This is a genomic window from Magnetococcus sp. PR-3 (assembly GCF_036689865.1).
Classification (GTDB): Bacteria; Pseudomonadota; Magnetococcia; order Magnetococcales; family Magnetococcaceae; genus Magnetococcus.
Map to the genome: position 1 here is coordinate 309,807 of NZ_JBAHUQ010000002.1, position 21,250 is coordinate 331,056.

20 protein-coding genes are annotated in these 21,250 nt (G+C 50.2%); 13 read left to right on the forward strand and 7 right to left on the reverse strand.

All coding sequences use genetic code 11. The annotated features are described in order from the left end of the window. The first annotated feature begins 93 nt into the window (after positions 1-93). Both topA and V5T57_RS02910 read left to right on the forward strand, forming a co-directional pair. Positions 94-2,442: a type I DNA topoisomerase gene (gene topA / locus V5T57_RS02905; RefSeq protein WP_332889654.1), complete on the forward strand. Its 2,349-nt coding sequence runs from the start codon at positions 94-96 to the stop codon at positions 2,440-2,442. 141 nt (positions 2,443-2,583) lie between these two features. Continuing rightward, entirely contained in the window at positions 2,584-2,889 is a 306-nt protein-coding gene (locus tag V5T57_RS02910) for a Dabb family protein (protein WP_332889655.1), read from the forward strand. Positions 2,890-2,940: 51 nt separating this feature from the next. On the opposite strand, the gene V5T57_RS02915 is transcribed toward V5T57_RS02910, so the two are convergent. Beyond that, a complete protein-coding gene (locus tag V5T57_RS02915; protein ID WP_332889656.1) occupies positions 2,941-3,342 on the reverse strand; it encodes a secondary thiamine-phosphate synthase enzyme YjbQ in 402 nt (133 codons plus the stop codon). Positions 3,343-3,626: 284 nt separating this feature from the next. After that, positions 3,627-5,138 (reverse strand): threonine ammonia-lyase, biosynthetic, encoded by a 1,512-nt coding sequence (gene ilvA, locus V5T57_RS02920; RefSeq protein WP_332889657.1) that lies wholly within the window; start codon positions 5,136-5,138, stop codon positions 3,627-3,629. A gap of 386 nt (positions 5,139-5,524) precedes the next feature. On the opposite strand from ilvA, the gene V5T57_RS02925 reads away from it, so the two are divergent. Both V5T57_RS02925 and V5T57_RS02930 read left to right on the forward strand, forming a co-directional pair. Then, positions 5,525-6,049 (forward strand): tetratricopeptide repeat protein, encoded by a 525-nt coding sequence (locus tag V5T57_RS02925; protein WP_332889658.1) that lies wholly within the window; start codon positions 5,525-5,527, stop codon positions 6,047-6,049. Positions 6,050-6,194: 145 nt separating this feature from the next. After that, complete coding sequence (locus V5T57_RS02930) at positions 6,195-6,581, forward strand: VOC family protein (RefSeq protein WP_332889659.1); 387 nt, start codon at positions 6,195-6,197, stop codon at positions 6,579-6,581. A 139-nt stretch (positions 6,582-6,720) separates the two neighbouring features. Here V5T57_RS02930 and V5T57_RS02935 read toward each other — a convergent pair whose 3' ends face one another. The 5 genes from V5T57_RS02935 to yihA form a co-directional block, all read right to left on the reverse strand. Further along, entirely contained in the window at positions 6,721-7,572 is an 852-nt protein-coding gene (locus tag V5T57_RS02935) for a 3'-5' exonuclease (protein WP_332889660.1), read from the reverse strand. A gap of 326 nt (positions 7,573-7,898) precedes the next feature. Next, the gene (locus V5T57_RS02940; protein ID WP_332889661.1) at positions 7,899-8,780 is read right to left on the reverse strand and encodes a hypothetical protein; all 882 of its coding nucleotides are present in this window, start codon (positions 8,778-8,780) and stop codon (positions 7,899-7,901) included. A 19-nt stretch (positions 8,781-8,799) separates the two neighbouring features. Next, entirely contained in the window at positions 8,800-10,017 is a 1,218-nt protein-coding gene (gene lhgD / locus V5T57_RS02945; protein WP_332889662.1) for an L-2-hydroxyglutarate dehydrogenase, read from the reverse strand. Between the two features lie 567 nt (positions 10,018-10,584). Next, positions 10,585-11,937 carry a 16S rRNA (cytosine(967)-C(5))-methyltransferase RsmB gene (rsmB, locus tag V5T57_RS02950; protein WP_332889663.1) on the reverse strand — a complete coding sequence of 451 codons (1,353 nt, stop codon included), beginning with the start codon at positions 11,935-11,937 and terminating at the stop codon, positions 10,585-10,587. Between the two features lie 332 nt (positions 11,938-12,269). Beyond that, on the reverse strand, positions 12,270-12,884 hold the full coding sequence (gene yihA, locus V5T57_RS02955) for a ribosome biogenesis GTP-binding protein YihA/YsxC (RefSeq protein WP_332889664.1): 615 nt from the start codon (positions 12,882-12,884) through the stop codon (positions 12,270-12,272). 68 nt (positions 12,885-12,952) lie between these two features. On the opposite strand from yihA, the gene dusB reads away from it, so the two are divergent. The 9 genes from dusB to V5T57_RS03000 form a co-directional block, all read left to right on the forward strand. Then, a complete protein-coding gene (gene dusB / locus V5T57_RS02960) occupies positions 12,953-13,963 on the forward strand; it encodes a tRNA dihydrouridine synthase DusB (protein ID WP_332889665.1) in 1,011 nt (336 codons plus the stop codon). 11 nt (positions 13,964-13,974) lie between these two features. Continuing rightward, positions 13,975-15,042 carry a two-component system sensor histidine kinase NtrB gene (locus V5T57_RS02965; RefSeq protein WP_332889666.1) on the forward strand — a complete coding sequence of 356 codons (1,068 nt, stop codon included), beginning with the start codon at positions 13,975-13,977 and terminating at the stop codon, positions 15,040-15,042. A gap of 57 nt (positions 15,043-15,099) precedes the next feature. Next, positions 15,100-16,611 (forward strand): nitrogen regulation protein NR(I), encoded by a 1,512-nt coding sequence (gene ntrC / locus V5T57_RS02970; protein ID WP_332889667.1) that lies wholly within the window; start codon positions 15,100-15,102, stop codon positions 16,609-16,611. 259 nt (positions 16,612-16,870) lie between these two features. Further along, the gene (locus V5T57_RS02975) at positions 16,871-17,206 is read left to right on the forward strand and encodes an AtpZ/AtpI family protein (RefSeq protein WP_332889668.1); all 336 of its coding nucleotides are present in this window, start codon (positions 16,871-16,873) and stop codon (positions 17,204-17,206) included. 108 nt (positions 17,207-17,314) lie between these two features. Then, positions 17,315-18,094 carry a F0F1 ATP synthase subunit A gene (locus V5T57_RS02980; RefSeq protein WP_332889669.1) on the forward strand — a complete coding sequence of 260 codons (780 nt, stop codon included), beginning with the start codon at positions 17,315-17,317 and terminating at the stop codon, positions 18,092-18,094. An 86-nt stretch (positions 18,095-18,180) separates the two neighbouring features. Continuing rightward, positions 18,181-18,411: an ATP synthase F0 subunit C gene (atpE, locus tag V5T57_RS02985; RefSeq protein ID WP_332889670.1), complete on the forward strand. Its 231-nt coding sequence runs from the start codon at positions 18,181-18,183 to the stop codon at positions 18,409-18,411. A 25-nt stretch (positions 18,412-18,436) separates the two neighbouring features. Continuing rightward, entirely contained in the window at positions 18,437-19,006 is a 570-nt protein-coding gene (gene atpF / locus V5T57_RS02990; protein WP_332889671.1) for a F0F1 ATP synthase subunit B, read from the forward strand. A gap of 131 nt (positions 19,007-19,137) precedes the next feature. Then, complete coding sequence (locus V5T57_RS02995) at positions 19,138-20,283, forward strand: hypothetical protein (RefSeq protein ID WP_332889672.1); 1,146 nt, start codon at positions 19,138-19,140, stop codon at positions 20,281-20,283. Beyond that, on the forward strand, positions 20,280-21,250 hold a 971-nt coding region (locus V5T57_RS03000), incomplete at its 3' end, for an MBOAT family O-acyltransferase (protein ID WP_332889673.1). The genes V5T57_RS02995 and V5T57_RS03000, both read left to right, overlap by 4 nt.

Here is a 21,250-nt window from a genome sequence, read left to right on the forward strand (position 1 = left end):
ATATCATGACTTTACAGGGTGGCATGCTGTGGCCTTTTTGCTACTTCAACCCCCTGATTCTTCAACTTAACTATGAAATGGAGTGGTGGAAACATGACGGCAGTAGTCATCGTGGAATCACCCGCCAAGGCGAAAACCATCAATAAATTTTTAGGTCGTGGCTACAAAGTAGTCGCTACCTATGGTCATATCCGTGATCTGCCCAGCAAAAATGGCTCGGTGGATACGGAAAATGGTTTCGCCATGAAGTATACCGTGCCAAAAGATTCTGCCAAACGGGTGGATGAACTGGCCAAGGCGGTCAAAGGGGCTGATCAAGTTTATCTGGCGACTGACCCTGACCGTGAAGGGGAAGCAATCTCCTGGCATGTTCATGAGATTTTAGAAAAGAAAAAGCTGCTCAAAGAGGTCTTGGTTAAGCGGGTGGTGTTCCATGAGATCACCAAAACCGCCATTCAAGACGCTGTTGCCCATGCCCGTGATGTTGATATGGATATGGTCAATGCCCAGCAAGCACGCCGGGCGCTGGACTATCTGGTGGGCTTTAACCTGAGCCCACTTCTGTGGCGTAAAATCCGCCGAGGGCTCTCAGCAGGTCGTGTGCAGTCGGTTGCCCTACGTCTGGTTTGTGAGCGGGAAGCGGAGATCCAGGCTTTTGAACCCCGTGAGTACTGGAGCATTACCGCACAAGCCGCTAAAACAGCAGATGAGAAACCACGCCCCTTTGAAGCCCGCTTGGCGATAGCCGAGGGTAAAAAGTTAACCAAATTTTCCATTGCCAATGAAGATCAGGCAAAAGGGTTGGTTAAATCTGTGGAGAACCGCCCTCTGTTTGTCTCCGAAGTGGAGAAAAAGCAGAGCAAGCGTAACCCCTCCCCGCCCTTTATCACCTCGACACTTCAGCAGGAAGCCTCCCGAAAACTGGGCTTCTCTGCCAAAAAGACCATGACCGTCGCCCAGCGCCTTTATGAAGGTATGGAGGTCCCCACCGCGGAGGGGGGTAAAGAGTCGGTTGGTCTGATCACCTATATGCGTACTGACTCGGTCAATTTGGCCAATGAGGCCATTGACTCAATCCGTAACCAGATTGAGATCCGCTACGGCAAAGAGTACCTGCCCAAATCGGCCCGTAAGTTTAAATCTTCGGCCAAAAATGCGCAGGAAGCTCACGAAGCTATCCGTCCTACTGATGTTATTCGTACGCCGGAGATGTTGCGTCAGATCTTGGAAAAAGATCAATTCCGCCTCTATGAGTTGATCTGGAAACGTACGGTTGCCTGTCAAATGGCACCTGCTAAAATTGATAAGGTGGCGGCCAATCTCTCTGTGGATAGCCAGGATTCGGCTGCCCCCTTCCGTTTCCGTGCCACAGGCTCCTCTGTAGCTTTCCCAGGCTTTATGAAAGCCTACATGGAAGGCAAGGATGAGGTATCGGCTCAGGATCGTGATGATGACGATAATGAGAGCATGCTACCGCCCCTGGAGGTTGGTCAGCAGTTGGACCAAAAAGCACTGGATGCCCGTCAGCACTTCACAGAGCCTCCCCCACGCTATACGGAAGCGACCTTGGTTAAGGTGCTGGAAAGTTACGGTATTGGCCGTCCTTCCACCTACGCCCCAACCATGTCTACTTTACAGGACAGGGGTTATGTAAAGCTGGAGAGCCGTAAGTTCTTCCCTGAAGATGTGGGGATGGTGGTTAACAGCTACCTGACCAATCATTTTTCCAAGTACGTAGACTATAACTTTACAGCCAACCTGGAAGATGAGCTTGATGCGGTCTCCCGCGGGGAAAAGACCTGGATCCCCCTAATGGAGGATTTTTGGCAACCCTTCATTGAACAGATCAAGGTTAAAGATGAGACCACCTCCAAAGAGGAGGTAACCACCGAACAGACCGATGAGAAGTGCCCCAAATGTGGTGAACTGCTCTCCATCAAACTGGGTCGGTACGGTAAATTTAAGGCCTGTACGGGGTATCCTGAGTGCAAACATACCGAACCCCTCAATAAGGAAGATGAACCCGAGCGGGCCGAACCAGAGATGACCGATATTCCCTGTGATAAGTGTGGTAAACCCATGCTGATCAAAGAGGGACGCTACGGTAAATACTATGCCTGTTCAGGTTATCCCGATTGTAAGAATAATCAGCCCCTGAACAAACCACGGGATACCGGCGTGGCGTGCCCCACTTGTGGCAACGGTACGTTCCTGGAGAAGAAATCCCGCCGGGGTAAGATCTTCTACTCCTGCTCCAACTATCCCAAGTGCAAACATGCTTTATGGGATGAGCCATTGGAGATTCCCTGCCCCAAATGCAAAGCTGCATTTGTGACCAAAAAGGTGACCAAAACTCGGGGTACGGAACATATTTGTGTGGCAGAAGGGTGTGACCACAAAGAGGTGGTGGAACCACCCATTAAAAAATCCAAGCAATCTTAATTAAAAAAGGCCGGTACGAATGTACCGGCCTTTTTTTATACAAAGCCTTTTGCTTTGGTCCCTAAAGTGACACCTGGTGGAACCACGCATACCGATCAGCTATTTAGACCAAATCAACCCTTTAATTTAAAGGCGTGTGCCATGATCAGACATATGGTGATGTTTGAGCTGCTGGAGCAGGCAGAAGGAAAAAGCCGTGTTGAAAATGCACACACTGTTCAGCAGGCACTGGCCTCCATGGCACCTTTGTGTGATGCCCAACGCTTTGAGGTCACGTTAAATGAAAAACGTGATGCCCTATCCAAAGAGATTGATGTGATGCTACTGGCAGAGTTTGACAGTTGGGAGAAACTGGCCAACTACCATAACCATCCTCAGTTTAAGCAGGTGATTGCCACCGTCAGACCCCTACGTAAAAACCGTTGGGCTGTGGATAGTGTGGTTTAAGGCTGTCATAAGAGACAGCCTCACTTGTACCGTTGCCTGGAATCTCTCTTTTTAACAACCCGTGACGGTGACGATAACCTGGCGGCTACGGGGTCCATCAAACTCTGTGAAGTAGAGCCCCTGCCACTGGCCTAACAGTAGCCGCCCACCTTCAACAGGTACGGTTAAGCTATGGCCCATCATACTGGCTTTAATATGAGCATGACTGTTCCCTTCAGCATGCCGGTAATCCCCTTTTTTGGGTACCTGCTTATCCAGTGCTACCAACATATCCCGTGTCACATCCGGATCACAGTTTTCATTAACAGTCACACCGGCCGTGGTATGGGGTACAAAGAGATGACACATCCCCTGTTGAATCTCAGCTTTTTTCACAATGGTTTGTACCCAGCCGGTGATATCAACAAAGGTTTCAGCCTCATCGGTATGGATCGGTAGCTTTTGACGTTTCATGGACCTAAACCTCTGGCTCTATCATGGTGCTAAAGCACCCCATATTTACTTCATGGGATCTTAGCATTTCTTGTTATAAGTTTGGCAAAAAGATCATACGTTAATATCAAATAAGCCTTTGATTACCCAAGGCCATGATCATACCCCTACCGCAAAGGGTTCACCCCACCACCAAGCACCGCCAGGGCAGCACGCTGTTGGTCCAAGGCTGCCACCCACCATTTGGTAGACCAGACACACCCTACAAAAGCCCATGCCTTCATGACCTAAGCTGGATCAACGGTTTACAAAAACAGTTTATAGGCTGGGTTCTCTGTTTCATCTACATAGCGGAAACCCAGCTTATCCAAACAGCTCTGGAGGTTCTGCTCTTGTCCAGAGGGTACTTCCAGACCAATTAAAACCCGTCCAAAATCTCCCCCATGCAAGCGGTAATGAAAGAGTGAAATGTTCCAGTCAGCCTGCATGGTGGTTAAAAAGTGGGCCAAGGCACCTGGTCGTTCTGGAAAACGAAAACGAAACAGACGCTCATTTTTGACCACATGAGAACGCCCACCCACCATATGTCTTACATGGGTTTTGGCCAGATTATTATCGGTCAGATCCTCAAACTGATAGCCCAGGTCGGTCAAACTGTTGGCCAACAATAGCCGTTCATCAGGGGTTCTTAAATCAATACCCACAAAAATATGGGCGGCATCACGACTGGCCAGACGATAGTTAAACTCAGTAATGTTATGGTCCCCAACCACATCCCGGCAAAAATGCCGTAAGGCACCCGGCTTTTCAGGAATGGTAATCGCAAAAAGAGCTTCTCGCTGCTCCCCCACCATGGTGCGTTCGGCCACATAGCGGAGCCGCTCAAAGTTCATATTGGCACCACTGTTAATCACCACCATACGCTGATTACGGATCTTTTTTTCCGCCACATAGTGACGCAAACCAGCTAAAGCCAAAGCACCAGCTGGCTCTACAATGGTACGGGTTGCCTGATAGGTCCACTTAATGGCCGAGCAGATCTCATCCACACTCACCCGCACCATCTCATCCACATATTTCTCACAGAGTGCAAAGGTACGCGGCCCTACTTCTCGTACGGCTACACCATCAGCAAAAATCCCAACCTGCTCCAATGAGGTCAGTTGCCCCTCCTCCAAAGAGCGTGTCATGGCATCACTATCATCGGGCTCAACCCCAATAATACGGATGTTGGGGTTGAGATTTTTCACATAGGCCGCAATGCCAGCGATCAACCCCCCCCCACCCACCGGGACAAAGATGGCATCCAACTGGTTACCACTTTGGCGCATAATTTCCAGACCCACGGTTCCTTGCCCAGCAATAACCAGTTCATCATCAAAAGGGTGGATAAAGGTCATACCATTTTGGGCCGCCAATTGTTTGCAGTAGTCTGCAGCAATGGAGTAATTATCCCCATGCAATACCACATCTGAACCATAGCGCTTAACCGCTTCCACTTTAATATCCGGTGTGGTTTGCGGCATGACAATGGTGGCCTTAAGCCCCAATTCACGGGCACTGAATGCAACCCCTTGTGCATGGTTACCTGCAGAAGCCGCAATAATACCTTTGGCGCGCTCGGCCTCTGTAAGATGGGCAATTTTGTTATAAGCCCCTCTCAACTTAAATGAAAAGACCGGTTGTAGATCTTCTCGCTTAATCAGAACCTCATTATCCAGCTGGGCAGAGAGCCACGCTGATTGCTCCAAAGGTGTCTCAACCGCTGCTTCATAAACGCGGGAGGTAAGGATGTGACGAAACAGCTGTTCAGACATGGAAAACCTTTGCATCCGTAGGTATGAATACCGCACATCGTATATAACCCAGTGGGATGAACGCAATGGTGGGGGAAAAAACCCATAAATCCATCAAGAAACAAAAGAGTATCTGCTACTTTTAAAAGACCAGCTCTTACATCTCTCTCTCTGAGTAGCCACGTCAGAGATAAGCACTCTTAAAACACTAAGATGAATAAATTCCTCTATTCAAATAGATAGCTTGAGACGTATAAGCAAATGTGATTATTCGATATATTTCAAATACCTATAAATACCTGCGAACCTGCAAAAGCCCCTGTCATTGGCCAATCCCTATGTTACACTTGGTCGGATTACGTCTTATTTTTGAATGATCAAGCTATGGATAGCCAGAGAGTTGAACGATGAAACAGCATTTAATCATAGGGGTATTGCTCTTACTCATACTCACCCCACTTGCCCAAGCTCAATCCCAAAGCCAAGACCTTTTACCGTTGGCTGAACAGGGGCATACCCATGCTCAAGCCATGTTGGCAGTGATGTATGAGCAGGGTCAGGGGGTTGAACAGAATTATATAAAAGCGGTGCATTGGTACAAAAAAGCTGCAGAAAAAGGACATATTATTGCTCAATATAGTCTTGCTCAGCTTTATGATGAAGGCCCAACCTTCATCCAGCATGCACCCCGTGCCGCCTATTGGTATAAAAAAGCTGCTGAGCAAGGACATGCCGGTGCGCAGAACAGTTTAGGTGTGATGCATGTAGAAGGACGTGGTGTACCGCATAATTACAGCAAAGCCCACACGTGCTTTAGCAAAGCGGCCAAACAGGGACACAAGCTTGCGGGGTATAACTTGGCCTTTGTTCTTGAGCGGATGGATACCAATCAAATCGTAAAAGCTGAACAAAATCTGACTAAAAATCCATAAACCACCACATATCGATACTTATTGAGGCTATGGCATCTGCTGTGGCCTTTTTATTTATCCGATTCATAGCATGCGCTCTATGATGGCAACCAAGAACACCCTATATCCCAAAAAATCAGATCGTTTATCACATAAATAGGAGCGTATGATGCAGCTGGATGCCATTGGTATTATTAGTCAGAATATGGAAAAATCCGCAGAATTTTATGGGCTTTTGGGCATATCCTTTGAACAGGTCGGTGGACCAGACCATTGGGAAGGCATCACCAGCAGCGGTGTACGTATCATGCTGGATTCTGAAAAACTGATGAAACAACTGGACCCTAACTGGCAACGTACGACAGGGGTGGCCATGGTACTCTGCTTTAAGCAGGAGACGCCGGCACAGGTGGATGAACGGTTTGCGCAGATTACCCAAGCGGGTTTTACCCATAAGACCGAACCCTGGGATGCCTTTTGGGGGCAACGCTACGCCTCTGTCATGGACCCCGATGGTAACCAGATTGACCTTTTTGCTGCGCTACCCCAATAAAGCTTACCTCACACGACAGGTGCCATCCTTAGTGTGTGTACTCACCCTAGGGTTAAGGCCTTGTTTTGAAATAGTGGTTAAAAAAAATCCCCTGCACAGGGTGCAGGGGATTTTCTATGCATGGGTCTACTGAGCCGATTTAACCATCGACCATCTGACTTAACCGATTCCACTGTTTTAGATACTCCAGCAGATGGGGTTTCTCTGCCCCTTCCCGCTCAATCAGCTCACGAACCATATTTTGCTCATTCTGGTAATCCCCAGCATCAAAGTGACCAGAGAAGTGGGCCATGCGCAACCACAGTAGGTAAGTGGTAAGGGCATCAAACTCGTTATAGGCCACAATATCGGCCAAACGACCATCCAACCACATTTGGGGCACTTGGTCCCCAGCCACATCCATTTTACCCGGGATACCCGAGAGGGTGGCCATCTCGTGCAAAGAGGGGGTGAACTGTCCCCAGCCAGAAACCTGCTCTTTGAGATCAATATGCCAGTCCCCACCCCGGGCGAAATAATCGACCCCTTCCCATGGTTTGTTGGGTCGGTGGGCAAACTTTGGTTGGTGCATACCCCGGATGATACCCCGTTGGATCATCGCTTTAATATCCGCACTGATGGAGTTATACCCCACCAATTGTGGTTTTTTTTCACCAACCCCTTGGAGAAAGCGGCTTAAAACAGCATCTTCCTTGGCATAAGCAGCGGTGTGATCCTCCACTTTTTCAGGCAAGGCCATAAGGGTTAATGTGACGGTATTATCCTTATGTTTACGCCGTACGACAGCTGCTATAGAGATAAAACGGCACAAAGCTGTTTTTAAGTAGGGGGTGGGGTTCTCTTCTGTTGCACCACCCTGTTTCCACATCTCCGCCATCACTTCAGCATCAGACAAATCATCGCTCAGGTTATAAAGCATACGACCTGCCAACGGATCGGGAGCCCACTCTGCATCGAACGCCCAGACGGTATGATGTACAAACTTGATCATGATTACCCTACTTCGTTATGTCCAAAAAAGAGTGGTGATTATCCACCGCACTATCCAGATCGATCTATCCACAAGATGGATCTGGATAAGGGGTGGATAAAGGGAGGGGCATCCTACCCAACCCCCTACGAATAAACAAGCCCCCTAAGGTTTCCCAAAGGAGGCGTAAAGAGCATAGCATATTTTGCTTCAAACTGGGGCTAAGAGAGAGATAAACCGCACAATGGCACACTGCACATGGAAAAAACACCCAACGATCCCACCAAAAAACAAAGCCCCCATGGTCTATACCATGGGGGCTTATGCATACAATCTGGGTCCAGCCGTTACGGCCTGGGCTGAACAGCAGGAAGAATATTTCGTTTCCACCACCCTTCAACATGATCCATGGTCGAAGCCCGAGGGGGCATAGGATCTGAAGCGGTAGGGGTACTGGGTGGTGGTTGATCGTGGAAGAATAGGGTCTTAATGGGGTTCGGTTCTTCCGGCTTAGGGGGAGAACTGAGATCTTCCAACGCATTTTGGGTCAAAAACAGTACCTGACGGGTCGCCAGCTCGGTCATCAACTCCAACGAGTAACCAGCCTCAGGTGGGGCATTTTTAGCCAATGAAGAGCTGGTTGTAATGGCCGTTAACGCCAGGGCGGGATTTTTTACAAACAACCCTGTATTAACAAGGGTTGCACTCATACCGGTGGCCATCTCTGCATCATACTTGCGCACATGGGGTGCAGAGTCCACACGAATACGCATACGGCGCATCAGCTCCCCCCCTTCACCCAATAGGTAGGCATCCCAATCCACCAACCCTGTGTTGGCGGCACTGCTGTTGCGCAGTATGCGGGGTGCGATCCAGAGGGTAACGGGCCAGTCGTTATCTTGGGCCAGCATAATCGCCTCTTCCAAATGGTAGGCGGGCTGCCACTCTTGTACCAAACGTTCGGCAATGCGTCCCGGCAAAATTTGGCGATACAGGGTGCGGGTATAGTCAACCAACACCCCTTCCTGCCCAGCCTGCTTTTGGGTTACCGGCAGCAGATGCACCTCTGGAAAAGGGGTGATCTGACCATCATTATTGGTTGAGGCTTCCCAGCAAACCTGGACATCTTTCAGGGGTACTTCACATCCCTTGCGAAAAACCGCTTCAGCATTGCCCGCCGCCATCAGTAGCGCGGCTGTCACTGTCAATCCCATGAGTCGCTTCATCATCACGACGCTCTCCTGATTATCAAGGGGTACCTTCGCAACGCATGGGTTCCATGGCATCAAACAGATGCGCAGCAAAGGGTTGTGCACAGGTAAATCCTGGGGAAACCGCATTGAGCACATGAAAACTGCGGTGGTCCCCCTCAAAATGGAAATCCATCTCCAGTCGTCCCTGACGCAGATTAAACAGCTGCGCACGAATACCGGGCGGTCCCCATTGTCGGTAATCTTTAACCGACACACCGTGCGCCAGTTCCTTGGCCAAGTGGGCCATCCAGGCACGGTTGTATTTCATCATTTCACGCACCGCCAAACGGCGGAAACCAAAGGGGTTATGCCACAACATCTGTAGCTCACGGCCCATGATCTGGCGGCACTCTGCTGCAGAAAAACCAGTTAACCCCCCATAGTGTTCCCGCCAAAAGGCTGGGATCGCGGTCGGGCCTATTTTGGCTTTTCCATCCACCGTGACCGTAAAGTGCACCCCTAAAAAGGGGTTTTCCAAATCCGGCACAGGGTAGATGTTGGTTTTCCAGGCGCCCGGTTGTTCCCCACTTTTTAGGTACAACCCTTTAAATGGCAGCACCACATGGTCCTGGCAGAAACCATAGGCTTTGGCAATATGGTCCGCATAGAGCCCCGCGGCATTGATCACATAACCGGGTTCTAACCGATGTGACCCAAGCTGTACTTGGTTCCCTTGACGGCCTGTCCAAGGGGCGTGGGTACGGATCTCAATACCGGCATCCCTGACATCCTTACTCAGTTCAACCATGACCTCTTTGGGATCCACCGAAGCGGTTATGGGCGAAAAGAGTGCTGAACCTGCTGTTTTAACCCGAGGTTCAATTTTTTGGGCCTGGGCTTCACTGATACGCTCTAAGGGCACATTATTCCGCTTGGCCCGACGTTCCAGCTCATCCAAACCGGCCAGTTCTTGCTCATTTCGCGCCACAACCAGCTTACCGCATGGGTTGATACGCAAGTTGCGTTCCATACAGTAACGGGTCCAGGCTTCATTACCCTCGCGGGTAAAGCGGGCTTTAAGGCTATCTGCCGTATAGTAAAAGCCTGCGTGCAACACCCCGCTGTTACGTCCACTGGCGTGTAACCCGGGCTGGGCCTCTTTTTCCGCCACCATAATGGAGGCATGGGGGTGGCGTTTGCGGGCCTCCAGCGCTAAGGCTAAGCCGATGACACCAGCACCTATAATAAGAAAATCTGGAGAATCCGTTGGCATGGATAGACCTAAACCCTGTCAAGAATGTGACTTACAAACCGCCATATCTGATACGACAGCACAACCTTATGCCCCCACCCCTAACCCAAGCGTACGGGTGGGCGTATCACACGGTATACACGGGTCATGCGGCTCAATACACCTGCCCCCCTAAAGAGAGAACAACAGATGGGTGGTAACCTGATATCCACCCACTTGAGTGCATTGTGGATGACACAACCTATGGTGCATAAACCGGTTGCTGCATGATTAATGCCCATCACACCTGCATGGAACAGATTCACGCTAAAGGAAGCATGGATAACCTACGAGAGACGATACAGACCTGTAGGGATGAGTAACCTGTGTTTCGCGGACCGGCACAAAAAATTGGTCTTCACACCTTTGCCTGGATACAGGCGTATCGCTGGGGAGTCGAACCATCGGTCGCACCCACAGTTCGATTTTTTTACAGGAGATATGATCTGTGGTTTGCTCGGAGTATAGGGTTGACGTGCCCTGTTAAGAGACCAGAACAGATCAACCCCATCTTTGAAGGACACTAAGCGCGTTGGAAGGGCTCCACCATTACGACGCCTTTAGAACCAGACGTGCGGCATAAAAACCATCCACCCCATGGGTTGCGGGCTCTGTACGGAGATCACCCACCTCATCAACCCAATCGGCTTCAATACCTGCCATATTCGGGTCTAACGGCAACCGTTGCCATGCGCTGTTCTCTTTTAGAAATTGCGCAATCTGTTGTTCATTCTCATCCGGTTCTAATGAGCAGGTGGCATAAACCAGGATCCCACCCGGTTTAATGGTCGCCGCTACAGCATTTAAAATGGCCTTCTGCTGCTTGACCACCTCTGTTAACCCACTGGGGTTACGACGCCACTTAATATCGGGATGACGACGAATCACCCCTGTACCGGTACAGGGGGAATCCACCAAAGCGCGGTCATAGCTGCCTGCGATGGGCTGCATGGCATCCACACATTGAAGGTGCACATTGCTCACCCCCAAACGGGCCATATTTTCATCCATACGCATGAGGCGCTGTTCCGCATTATCCAGTGCCGTAATGACGACCCCCTCCCCCCCCAAGGCTGACATATGGGCCGATTTTCCCCCCGGTGCAGCACAGGCATCTAAGATCTGTTCACCAGACTTTGGCTCAACCAGTCGGGCCACCGCCTGAGCCGCGCGGTCCTGCACCGCAAACCACCCTTTATCGTAACCTGGCAGTTGGGTAACCCTTCCCCCACCTGGCAAAAGAACAGACTCTTCCGCTTCCGGGCAGGTTGTTACATCCACCTCAGCCTCACCCGCTGCCTTAAGCCATGCTTCTGGTGAAATATTGGGGGTGTGGATACGTAAAGTCAGGGGGGCTTGGGCATTGGCCGCCACCAAACGGGCTTCCGTATGCTCCATACCATTACGCTTAACCCAACGCTTTACCATCCAGTCTGGATGGGCATAACGCAGCGCCAGTTGCTTAACTGGATCTTTAATGGATGTCCAGGTGCTGGAGAGCTCCACCTCGGTTGAACGGCGTAATACCGCATTAACAAAACCGGAGAGATTACGGTCACGCGGGTGTTTTTTAACCAGCTTCACCGCTTCATCCACAGCAGAGTGGATTGGCGTGCGCATAAATTGTGCTTGGTACAGAGCGGTAAGCAGAACAGCCCGGGCATAGCTATGCTTAGCTTTAAGCTTTTTCTGCATAAAGCGGGTCAATGTTGCTTCCAGCAGGGTCATATGACGGATGGTACCCACAACAATTTCATGGGCCCGCCCACGCATTTCTGGTGAGGTACCCGTCTGTTGATGGATATGTTGTTCCAAAGCTGCTTCCAGGGGCAAATGATCCACAAGGATATGAGAAATGGCATCCGCAGCCATGGTGCGTTCTGAAACGTGGGGTTTCGACATAGGGAAGGTATTCCTGAAGAGAGGGATGAATCCGTCAGTGTGTATCTTTTGTATAAAGGGGTCTAGGGTTCGTCCCTTTATCACGCACAAGGCACAACACCCTTTTGCCTTAGGGTGGGAATGGCTGGGTCAGGCGCTGTGCCTAGCGGGCATCTCCCCCCCGACCCTAAAGCAGGTACCATCCCCTTTATCGACCACCCACCATCACTCTGCATCAAGCATCCGAGTAGGAGAGCGGTGACCTTAGCCACGCAACATCGGTTTATAAGGATGTTAGTCGCAGGCTTTGTTGTGGGCCGCAGGTAGAACCACATCCAAGCTCAAGTCACCCTTTAACGGGCCAAAATGGTTGCCAATGTTTGCCTAAGCTCGATGATCCCATCCCCTTTAGAGGCTGATGTCACCTGTAAGGGAGCCACCGCCAAGGGTACTTTCTCTGCCAGCTCAGCTTTGAGCTTTTTAACCGCTTCACGGCGGGGATTGGATTTTAACTTGTCACTCTTGGTCAAGACCGGCAAGACCGGCAGACCCATTTCAAAGATAAAATCCAACATGGCTTGGTCTTGCTCCGTCACACCCCGGCGGATATCCAAAAGCAAGATCACAGCCCGTAGATCTCGGCGGCTGTTAAAATAGAGACCAATACCCCGATCCCATACCTCTTTTTGCCCCCGCCCCACTTTGGCAAAACCGTAACCAGGCAGATCCACGTAATAATACGCTTCATCAACACGAAAAAAATTCAACTCCCGTGTCCGCCCTGGTGTATTACTGACCCGCGCCAACTTGCGCCGGTTTAATAAACGGTTCAATAACGACGATTTACCCGCATTGGAGCGACCTGCAAAGGCCACTTCGGGCAAATTATCATCAGGGTACTGTGCAGGCTTAACCGCACCGATGATAAATTCGGCATTAAAACCGGTATCCAACTTGCTCTTGTCCATTTCAACTTGCTCTTAACGCCGTTAGTCCCTTAAATATGATTAATTGTTAATCATAGCAGGGTTAAAATATGGACACACATGATCCAATTGTGAACCTTTTTGCTCAAAACCTAGCCGGTGGCCGTCCACCGCTGGTTTTGGCACCCATGGCCGGGGTGACCGATGCCCCATTTCGTCTCATCGCTAAGCGATATGGGGCGGACCTGACTGTCTCAGAGATGATTGCATCCCAGGCTATGGTACGTAACGTCAGTAAAAGTCTACTGATTGGTACCGCACATGAGGCAGAGCACCCCTTATCTGTACAGATCGCTGGTGGTGACCCAGAGGTCATGGCCCAAGCAGCCCGCATGAATGTAGACCGGGGTGCTGAAATTATCGACATCAATATGGGCTGTCCGGTAAAAAAAATCGTTAAGGGCCAAGCTGGTGCCGCATTAATGCGCGATGAACCCTTGGTCGCACGTATTTTAGCAGCCGTTGTAGAAGCCGTCCCCGTACCGGTCACCCTTAAAATCCGCCTGGGCTGGGATAAAAGCAACCTAAATGGTGCACGGATCGGACAAATAGCCCAAGAGCAGGGTGTACGGATGCTCACGGTCCATGGTCGTACTCGGGTACAAATGTACCGTGGCCATGCAGACTGGGATGAGATTGCTCAGATCAAACAGGCGCTTACCATTCCTGTCATTGGTAATGGTGATATCCACACACCACAAGAAGCCAAAGAAAAATGGCAACAGTCCGGTGTGGATGGATTAATGATTGGGCGGGCTATTATGGGTAGACCCTGGCTGTTTACCCAGATTGCCCACTTTTTGGCCACCGGGGAAGAACAAGCTGCACCGGACATCACCGAACAGCATCTGCTGGTGCTGGAGCATTTTGATCGACTGATTGAATTTTATGGTCCTGTGGTCGGGAACCGTATGGCACGCAAACATTTGGCTTGGTATGCCAAGGGGCTGCCTAATAGTGCCCAGTACCGATCGACAGTGAACCAATGTCCCACCCCCGAGGAGACCCGGAAATTGGTGGATGACTTTTATCAGGGTGTTATCAACACCCAAGCTGCGTGACGGGGATCGCCATGGAAAAGGCTGCTCAATTTGACGCTGCACAACTGCTGGATCAAACCTCCATTGCGATCATTGCCCTGGATTGTGAAAACACCATTCGCAATGTGAATACGGCGGCAGAAAAAATTATGGACCGCCCCAGGCAGCACCTTTTGAATACCCATTTGGAAAGAGTACTACCCGGCCATCCGGTGGCATTGGATCTTATTAGCCGTGCCAGCAATCTGCTGATGCCATGCCGGTTCCGTGTCGCCCAACTCTCACCGGCACCGGACATTCATCTTCTGGTCTCTCTGACAGCAACCCCTCTGATGGGGGAGAACGGTCAGCTAGAAGGCACCATCTTGGAGATGGAAGAGGTTGGCTCGGCTGAACAGCTTGAAGAGGGACGACGACTCAACGAAACGCTGGACTCCCTGGGCTCTTTGGCCCTGGCCGTTGCCCATGAGGTTAAAAACCCTCTGGCAGGTATTCGTGGGGCTGCACAGCTGTTGGAGATGGAGAGTACCAGTGAAACCGGCACCACCTGTACCGAGCTGATCCGCTCGGAGGTGGATCGCATCAGCCGGCTGCTCGACAGTCTTTTAGGCTTGGCAGAAGATCATCCCATCAGCCAGAAGAACATCAACATTCATGAAATACTCGACCACGTCGTGCGGCTGTGTGACACCACCGGCACCACCTTAAATCGAGATTATGACCCCTCTCTGCCAGAGATCTCTGGAGACCGGGATAAGTTAATTCAACTCTTTCTTAACCTGATCTCCAATGCCAGTGAAGCGGCAGGAGCTGAAGGGCAGGTACGCATATCCAGCCGTATTTCTAAACAGATCCGTCTGACACAGGGTCGACGGCAGCAGCATATTGTGGTGGAGGTCAAAGACAATGGACCGGGTATTCCCCATGAGCTGCGTAAGCGTATATTCCTGCCATTTGTTACCACCAAATCAAATGGTACCGGGCTAGGCTTGGCCATTTCACAAAAAATTGTGCACGACCACGATGGGCAAATGGCCCTGGAGAGTCGTCCGGGGGAGACCGCTTTTCGGGTCTTTTTACCCCTGAAAACCATGCGCTGAACCGCGCTAACCCATAAACAGGGTAGCTTGTGGGTTTGAGGATAAGGGAGCAGGACGATGCAGCAAGAGTCCGAACAGACCATTTTGGTTGCCGATGATGATCAGGCCGTACGTTTTGTACTGGAGCAGGCACTCACCCGTGCCGGTTATAAGGTGCACGCCTTTGGCAACAGTCAGCCTTTGGTGAGCCATTTTAACCAGTTTGGTGGTGACCTGATCATTACCGATGTGGTCATGCCTGGTGGTTCTGGGCTGGATATGGTGCAAAGCCTGAAATCCAGCTATCCCGATCTACCGATCATTGTCATGACGGCCCAATCCACCCTACGCAATGCAGTGCAAGCTTTTGAACGTGGCGCGTTTGAGTATCTAGCCAAACCCTTTGACATCAATCGCCTCGTGGAGCTAACCCAACGGGCTTTACACAAACATGAAGAGAAGGCCCGGGTACAACCCCAGGCAACCAAAGTACAGGCTGCACAAGATGATATGGATCAGCAGTTGGAGGAGCGCTTTGGGGGAATTATCGGCTCATCCCGTGCCATGCAGGCACTTTTCCATACCATTGGCCGCCTCTCCAACTCTGAGATGACGGTTTTAATTCATGGTGAATCCGGTACCGGCAAGGAGTTGGTAGCCCGCGCTGTTCATGCCTATAGTCCACGTCGAAATGGGCCATTTACAGCCATCAACATGGCGGCCATTCCTCGGGATCTCATTGAGTCTGAACTCTTTGGTCATGAAAAAGGGGCCTTTACTGGCGCGGTATCCCGGCGTCCCGGTCATTTCCAAAAAGCCGAAGGGGGAACCCTGTTTTTGGATGAGATCGGTGATATGCCGATGGAGGCTCAGACGCGTCTGTTGCGCGTTCTACAGGAAGGTACCTTTACCCTGGTGGGGAGTACCGACATCTTACGTAGTGATGTTCGTATTATTGCGGCCACCCATCAGGACCTGCCAACTGCGATCTCTGAAGGACGCTTCAGAGAAGACCTTTTTTACCGCCTAAATGTTATTCCCTTACATGTACCCACACTCCGTTCAAGAAAAGAGGATATCCCCGTCCTCTCCCAATATTTTTTGGCTAAGACATCCAAAGAGCTCGGCGTACCTACCAAACGCATGACACCCGCTGCCATGGAAAAAATGGTGGCTTACGAATGGCCCGGTAACGTGCGTGAACTGGAAAACTTGATCCGCCGTCTCATGGTGTTAATTCCAGAAGATGAGATCCGCCCAGAGAAGATTGAGCTTTTTGAACGCACCATGCCCAAAGTCCCCAGAGGGGAGACATCCCATCGAGAAGATTTGGATGACGGGGCTATGGAAGCGGGCAGTTCCAACAGCTATGAGGAGATCCTCTTACAAGACCTGGATACCTTCTTTGCGACCATGGAAGGGCAGGAAACAACCGGCCTATACAATGTCGTACTGCGTAAAATGGAAGCTGTTCTCATACCCCGTGTTCTACGCCAAACCCGTGGTAACCGTGTAAAAGCTGCACAATTACTGGGGATTAACCGTAATACATTGCGTAAAAAAATGCGTGATCTTGGCCTGGATGATTGATAATTAGGCACATTAAGCTCCTAATCGGTTGAATGCCTATAAGGATTCTCTTATCATGAGGCATACCAACCCACAGGAATGTGCTCATGTGTTCAGGGACTATCCTTTTCATGCATGAGACCCGTTTCTTTGAGTGATGATAAATTCTGGAAAAAATGCGGTGTTAACACGCTTTTAGCCACAGGAACCGTTGACAGAATAAGCGCCTGCGTTTAGAGTGCTTCCGGTTGACGCGATGGACCTGGAATGGAACTGAACTGTGAGTAATGCGCCCAATTCTCCTGAGAAACCGGGCATAAATGCCACGGATCGACAGACCAACCAAACCCTCCGTGAGGGTGGTCCACCTCCGCCGCCCAAATTGAGCGGCATGGGGTTAGGGTTTCGGCTTGCAACTGATTTAGGCTCCGCACTGCTGGTTGGCGGTACCATAGGTTGGATGCTCGATAAGCTGCTTGAGACCAAACCCTGGCTCTTTATTGTATTTATGATCCTTGGCTTTGCGGCCGGGTTTCGTAATATTATGCGGACCTTCAATGAAGTCTCCGCACAAGAAAATGGGGCGGTCACTGGTGAAAACACCAAGGATCGTTGATAAAACCCACACAACCCTGTATAAGGTGCTCCGCACACGGTACTACTGAACACAGGAATGGGTTCATCACCCCAAGTATGAATGTCGAACGGAACGGACGAATCGCTTATGAGCGCCGAAGCCATGCACGCAGCCGCCAATACGGCCCCCAAAATGGACCCCTTACACCATTTCATGGTGCAGAAAGTGGTACCCATTGAGTTTGCAGGCATCGACATCTCTATTACCAACTCCACCATCTGGATGTGGTTGGCGGTAGCGGTTGCTTTTTTCTTTATGAAATGGGCATTCACGGGTCCGACGCAGAGCAAGCTCATCCCCACAAAAATGCAGTCACTGGCTGAGATGACCTTCACCTTTGTGCGGGACATTGTGGACCAGAACATTGGTGGTGAAGAGGGACGTAAGTTCTTCCCCGGTATCTTTGCGATGTTCTTACTGGTACTCTTCTGTAACCTTCTGGGTCTAATTCCCGGTTCGTTTACACCCACATCACAGCTGATCGTTACAGCAACGCTGGCTTTGGGTGTGTTCTTCTTTGCTACAGGCTTGGCCTTAGTAAAGCATGGGGTGAAGTTTTTAGGGTTCTTTGTTCCCTCAGGTGTTCCCCCTGTACTGTTGCTGTTGATGGTGCCCATTGAGATCATTTCGTATCTCTCACGGCCTGTCTCACTCTCCGTTCGTCTGTTTGCGAACATGACGGCGGGTCACACTGTTCTTGCTGTGCTGTTTTTCTTTGCGGCCACGCTGCCCTTGGGTGGTTTGTTGATGCCCGCAGCCTTTGCAACAGTGTTTACTGGTTTTGAGTTGTTCATTGGCTTCATCCAAGCCTATATTTTTACGATCCTTACCTGCGTCTACATCAACGACGCGCTGCATCTGCACTAAGCAGACCAGCGTTACACTGTCGGGGTGGTCTCGACAGATGTGCAGGCATTGATCTCGTCCTAATCCGCTAAGGAGGATAAAGTCCCATGGAAAGCGCTGCCGCCGCATTCATCGGTATGGGCCTGGCCGCTGCAGGTATGGCCGGCTCGGGTGTTGGTCTGGGTTACCTGTTCGGTAAAACCATTGAGTCCATCGCTCGCCAGCCAGGTGCTGAAGCTCAGATGACCAAGTACATGTGGATTGGCGCGGCCTTCGTGGAAGCCGTTGCCCTCTACGGTCTGGTTATCGCCTTCATCATCATGGGCCAAGCTGGCTAAACACTAGAAGAACTGGGTGATCGTTATGATCAGTGCTGCATACGCTGCTGCTAATGCCGCCGCAGAGGAGGCCCACTCGGGCTTGCCCCAGTTCGATTCCAGTACCTTCAGCTCGCAGATCTTCTGGACGATTGTTTCGTTCGTCGCTCTTCTGGTCTTGCTGAAGAAGTTCGTGGTTCCTGCCATCTCTGATGTTCTGGAAGCACGGGCTACGCGGATTGAAGAAGAACTGAAAGCCGCTGAAAACGAACGTAAAGAGGCCGCCGCGCTTCTGGTCGAACAGCAAGCTGAAGTTAAAGCTGAGCGTGAGAAAATTGCGCAAATGCTTGAGTCCGCGCGTAAAGAAGCCGATGCCCAGCGCGAGCAGGCAACGGCAGAGCTGGAAGCCGAATTGGCCAAGCAAAAATCGCTGGCAACTCAAGAAATTGAGTCAGCTCGCCGTCAGGCGATGTCTGAAGTCCGCGGTGTCGTTGTGGAAGTCGCCTTGGCGGTGAGTGAAAAACTCATCACCAAATCGGTTGATAAAACCGAGGCCAACAAACTAGCCGACGAGGCTATTCGTCAGTTAGAGGCCAACAAAGATCAGTTACACTAATCTTTCGAGATTAGTAGATCGATGAAAAGCCCATAGGATCTCGTATCCTATGGGCTTTTTTTGGTGTATTTATTGCTGTTTACCTTAAACCGTCACCTCTTTTTCAAACGGTTTAGGATTACAGGCCTGCCATGTCATTTACCGCCATCAAGACCCACGGCTTACCGCTACTGCCACTTGTTATCGCAGCACTACTTGCTTGGGGTGTTCTCCATCAGTGGGTGGGCCAGGGACCTAAGACCCCATTTAATCAAGTTGCGCTGGGTAAATCTGTCAAAGAAGTGATACAGCCTGTACAAGGCAACCGCATACACTGCCAAACCTTGGTTGATGGGCAAGGATGCCTACAGGACTGGCGTAAACAGGGTTCTAAACCTGTTCACATCTGGCTGGGCAACTCGCAACTACACGGTATCAACCAAATCCGCCCTGGGGATACCACGGCGCCTAACCATCTCTATATGCGTTGGGTGAACAAGCCGTATCGGTTAATGGCATTTAGTCAACCCAATGCCAACCTGATGGAACACTACCTTCTTTTTGAAGCCCTGCTGCAAACGCTGCCCATTAAACGTCTGATCCTACCCGTGGTTTTTGATGATTTACGAGAAGAGGGTATCCGTCCTCAACTCACCTCTATTCTACAGGATAGAGAAGTCACCCCCATGCTTGCCCAAACGGATATTGGTCAACATCTGCTTTCACTGATCTCACCCGACGAACCAGAGAAAGATAGAGAGCTATCGGGCTTAAACCAAACACCACAAAAGCAGATTGAACGGTTTTTTAATCAACACCTCTCCAATCATTGGAATCTGTGGGATAAACGTTCAGAGGCCAGAGGGCAGCTTTTTCTTAAACTCTATCTCTTCCGTAATCAGGTCTTTGGCATTACGGCCCAGAGTAAAAGACGTATGATCCGTGCCCGTTATCTACGTAATATGGAGGCACTTGAAACGCTTTTAAAGCGGGCTGCGCAGGCAGATGTTGAGGTCCTACTCTACATCCCCCCAATACGTAATGATGTCTCACTTCCTTATGTAGCCTCAGAGTACCGTATATTTAAAGACCGCATGCGTCGCTATGGGGCAGAGAAGCATATTCATTTTACAAGTCTGGAAAACTTAATACCGGCTCAGTTATGGGGATTTAATCACGCCACCAACCTTGGTGGTGAACAGGAGTTGGATTTTATGCATTTCCGGGGTGCTGGCCATGTACAGTTGGCGGAGGCCATTGATCAGGTTATTACAACCATGGATGGTAAACAGCCATGATCTTCAACTCCGTGACCTATCTGCTGTTTCTCCCTGTGGTAGCCGCTCTTTATTGGCTGCTCCCCCGCACCCCACGTTTATGGTTAATTTTTGGCGCCAGTATTACGTTTTATGGCTTTTGGCGTATTGAATTTATTCCACTCATTTTAGCCAGCACCATTGTGGATTATCTGGCAGGTCTCTATATCTTTGCGCATAACAGTCCATGGAAAAAGAGGGTGGGTTTACTGGTCAGCCTTGGGGTTAACCTGAGCCTACTTTTCTATTTTAAATATCTTCTGTTCTTTGTGGACAACCTGCACGTGGTCTTTTCACTGTTTGGTCAGGATTTCCACTCACCGGCACTTACTATTATCTTACCGCTAGGCATAAGTTTTTATACCTTTCAAACCATTAGCTACAGTGTGGATGTTTACCGAGGCTTTATTAAACCTGAACGTAATTTTGTACTTTATGGCTGCTTTGTGACGTTTTTTCCACAGCTTGTAGCAGGTCCGGTCTTACGGGCTAAAGAGGTTATTCCCCAGCTGGATAAACGGGCCGACTGGTCCAGTTCACGCTTTGCCTATGGCATTAAACGGGTACTCTTTGGGCTTTTTCTCAAAGTTGTCCTAGCAGATAATCTGGCACCTATCGTCGATGGGGGGTTTGCACAACCTGCGCATCTTCTAAGTGCCATTGATGTGTTGACCCTCGCCTTTTTATTTGGCTTTCAGATCTATTTTGATTTTGCCGGATACTCCCATATCGCCATTGGCTCTGCACGCATGATGGGTATCCGTTTTCCCGAAAACTTCAACTTCCCCTATATAGCACACTCACCCAAAACTTTTTGGAAACGATGGCATATTTCACTCTCTAGCTGGATCAGAGATTATCTGTACTTCCCGTTAGCTAAAGTGACGGTCCAGGACCGATCCGTAGGGGGATTGGCCGTCGCGACTGAGACCCTCAACCCACGCACTAT

Coding starts and splice junctions, on each gene's coding strand:
- lhgD (WP_332889662.1), bottom strand. CDS start 10,017: ATGCCAACGGATTCTCCAGATTTTCTTATTATAGGTGCTGGTGTCATC.
- V5T57_RS02980 (WP_332889669.1), top strand. CDS start 17,315: ATGAGCGCCGAAGCCATGCACGCAGCCGCCAATACGGCCCCCAAAATG.
- V5T57_RS02965 (WP_332889666.1), top strand. CDS start 13,975: ATGGAAAAGGCTGCTCAATTTGACGCTGCACAACTGCTGGATCAAACC.
- yihA (WP_332889664.1), bottom strand. CDS start 12,884: ATGGACAAGAGCAAGTTGGATACCGGTTTTAATGCCGAATTTATCATC.
- V5T57_RS02935 (WP_332889660.1), bottom strand. CDS start 7,572: ATGATCAAGTTTGTACATCATACCGTCTGGGCGTTCGATGCAGAGTGG.
- V5T57_RS02940 (WP_332889661.1), bottom strand. CDS start 8,780: ATGATGAAGCGACTCATGGGATTGACAGTGACAGCCGCGCTACTGATG.
- atpE (WP_332889670.1), top strand. CDS start 18,181: ATGGAAAGCGCTGCCGCCGCATTCATCGGTATGGGCCTGGCCGCTGCA.
- V5T57_RS02925 (WP_332889658.1), top strand. CDS start 5,525: ATGAAACAGCATTTAATCATAGGGGTATTGCTCTTACTCATACTCACC.
- ntrC (WP_332889667.1), top strand. CDS start 15,100: ATGCAGCAAGAGTCCGAACAGACCATTTTGGTTGCCGATGATGATCAG.
- V5T57_RS02915 (WP_332889656.1), bottom strand. CDS start 3,342: ATGAAACGTCAAAAGCTACCGATCCATACCGATGAGGCTGAAACCTTT.
- ilvA (WP_332889657.1), bottom strand. CDS start 5,138: ATGTCTGAACAGCTGTTTCGTCACATCCTTACCTCCCGCGTTTATGAA.
- V5T57_RS02995 (WP_332889672.1), top strand. CDS start 19,138: ATGTCATTTACCGCCATCAAGACCCACGGCTTACCGCTACTGCCACTT.
- V5T57_RS02910 (WP_332889655.1), top strand. CDS start 2,584: ATGATCAGACATATGGTGATGTTTGAGCTGCTGGAGCAGGCAGAAGGA.
- dusB (WP_332889665.1), top strand. CDS start 12,953: ATGGACACACATGATCCAATTGTGAACCTTTTTGCTCAAAACCTAGCC.
- topA (WP_332889654.1), top strand. CDS start 94: ATGACGGCAGTAGTCATCGTGGAATCACCCGCCAAGGCGAAAACCATC.
- rsmB (WP_332889663.1), bottom strand. CDS start 11,937: ATGTCGAAACCCCACGTTTCAGAACGCACCATGGCTGCGGATGCCATT.
- atpF (WP_332889671.1), top strand. CDS start 18,437: ATGATCAGTGCTGCATACGCTGCTGCTAATGCCGCCGCAGAGGAGGCC.
- V5T57_RS02930 (WP_332889659.1), top strand. CDS start 6,195: ATGATGCAGCTGGATGCCATTGGTATTATTAGTCAGAATATGGAAAAA.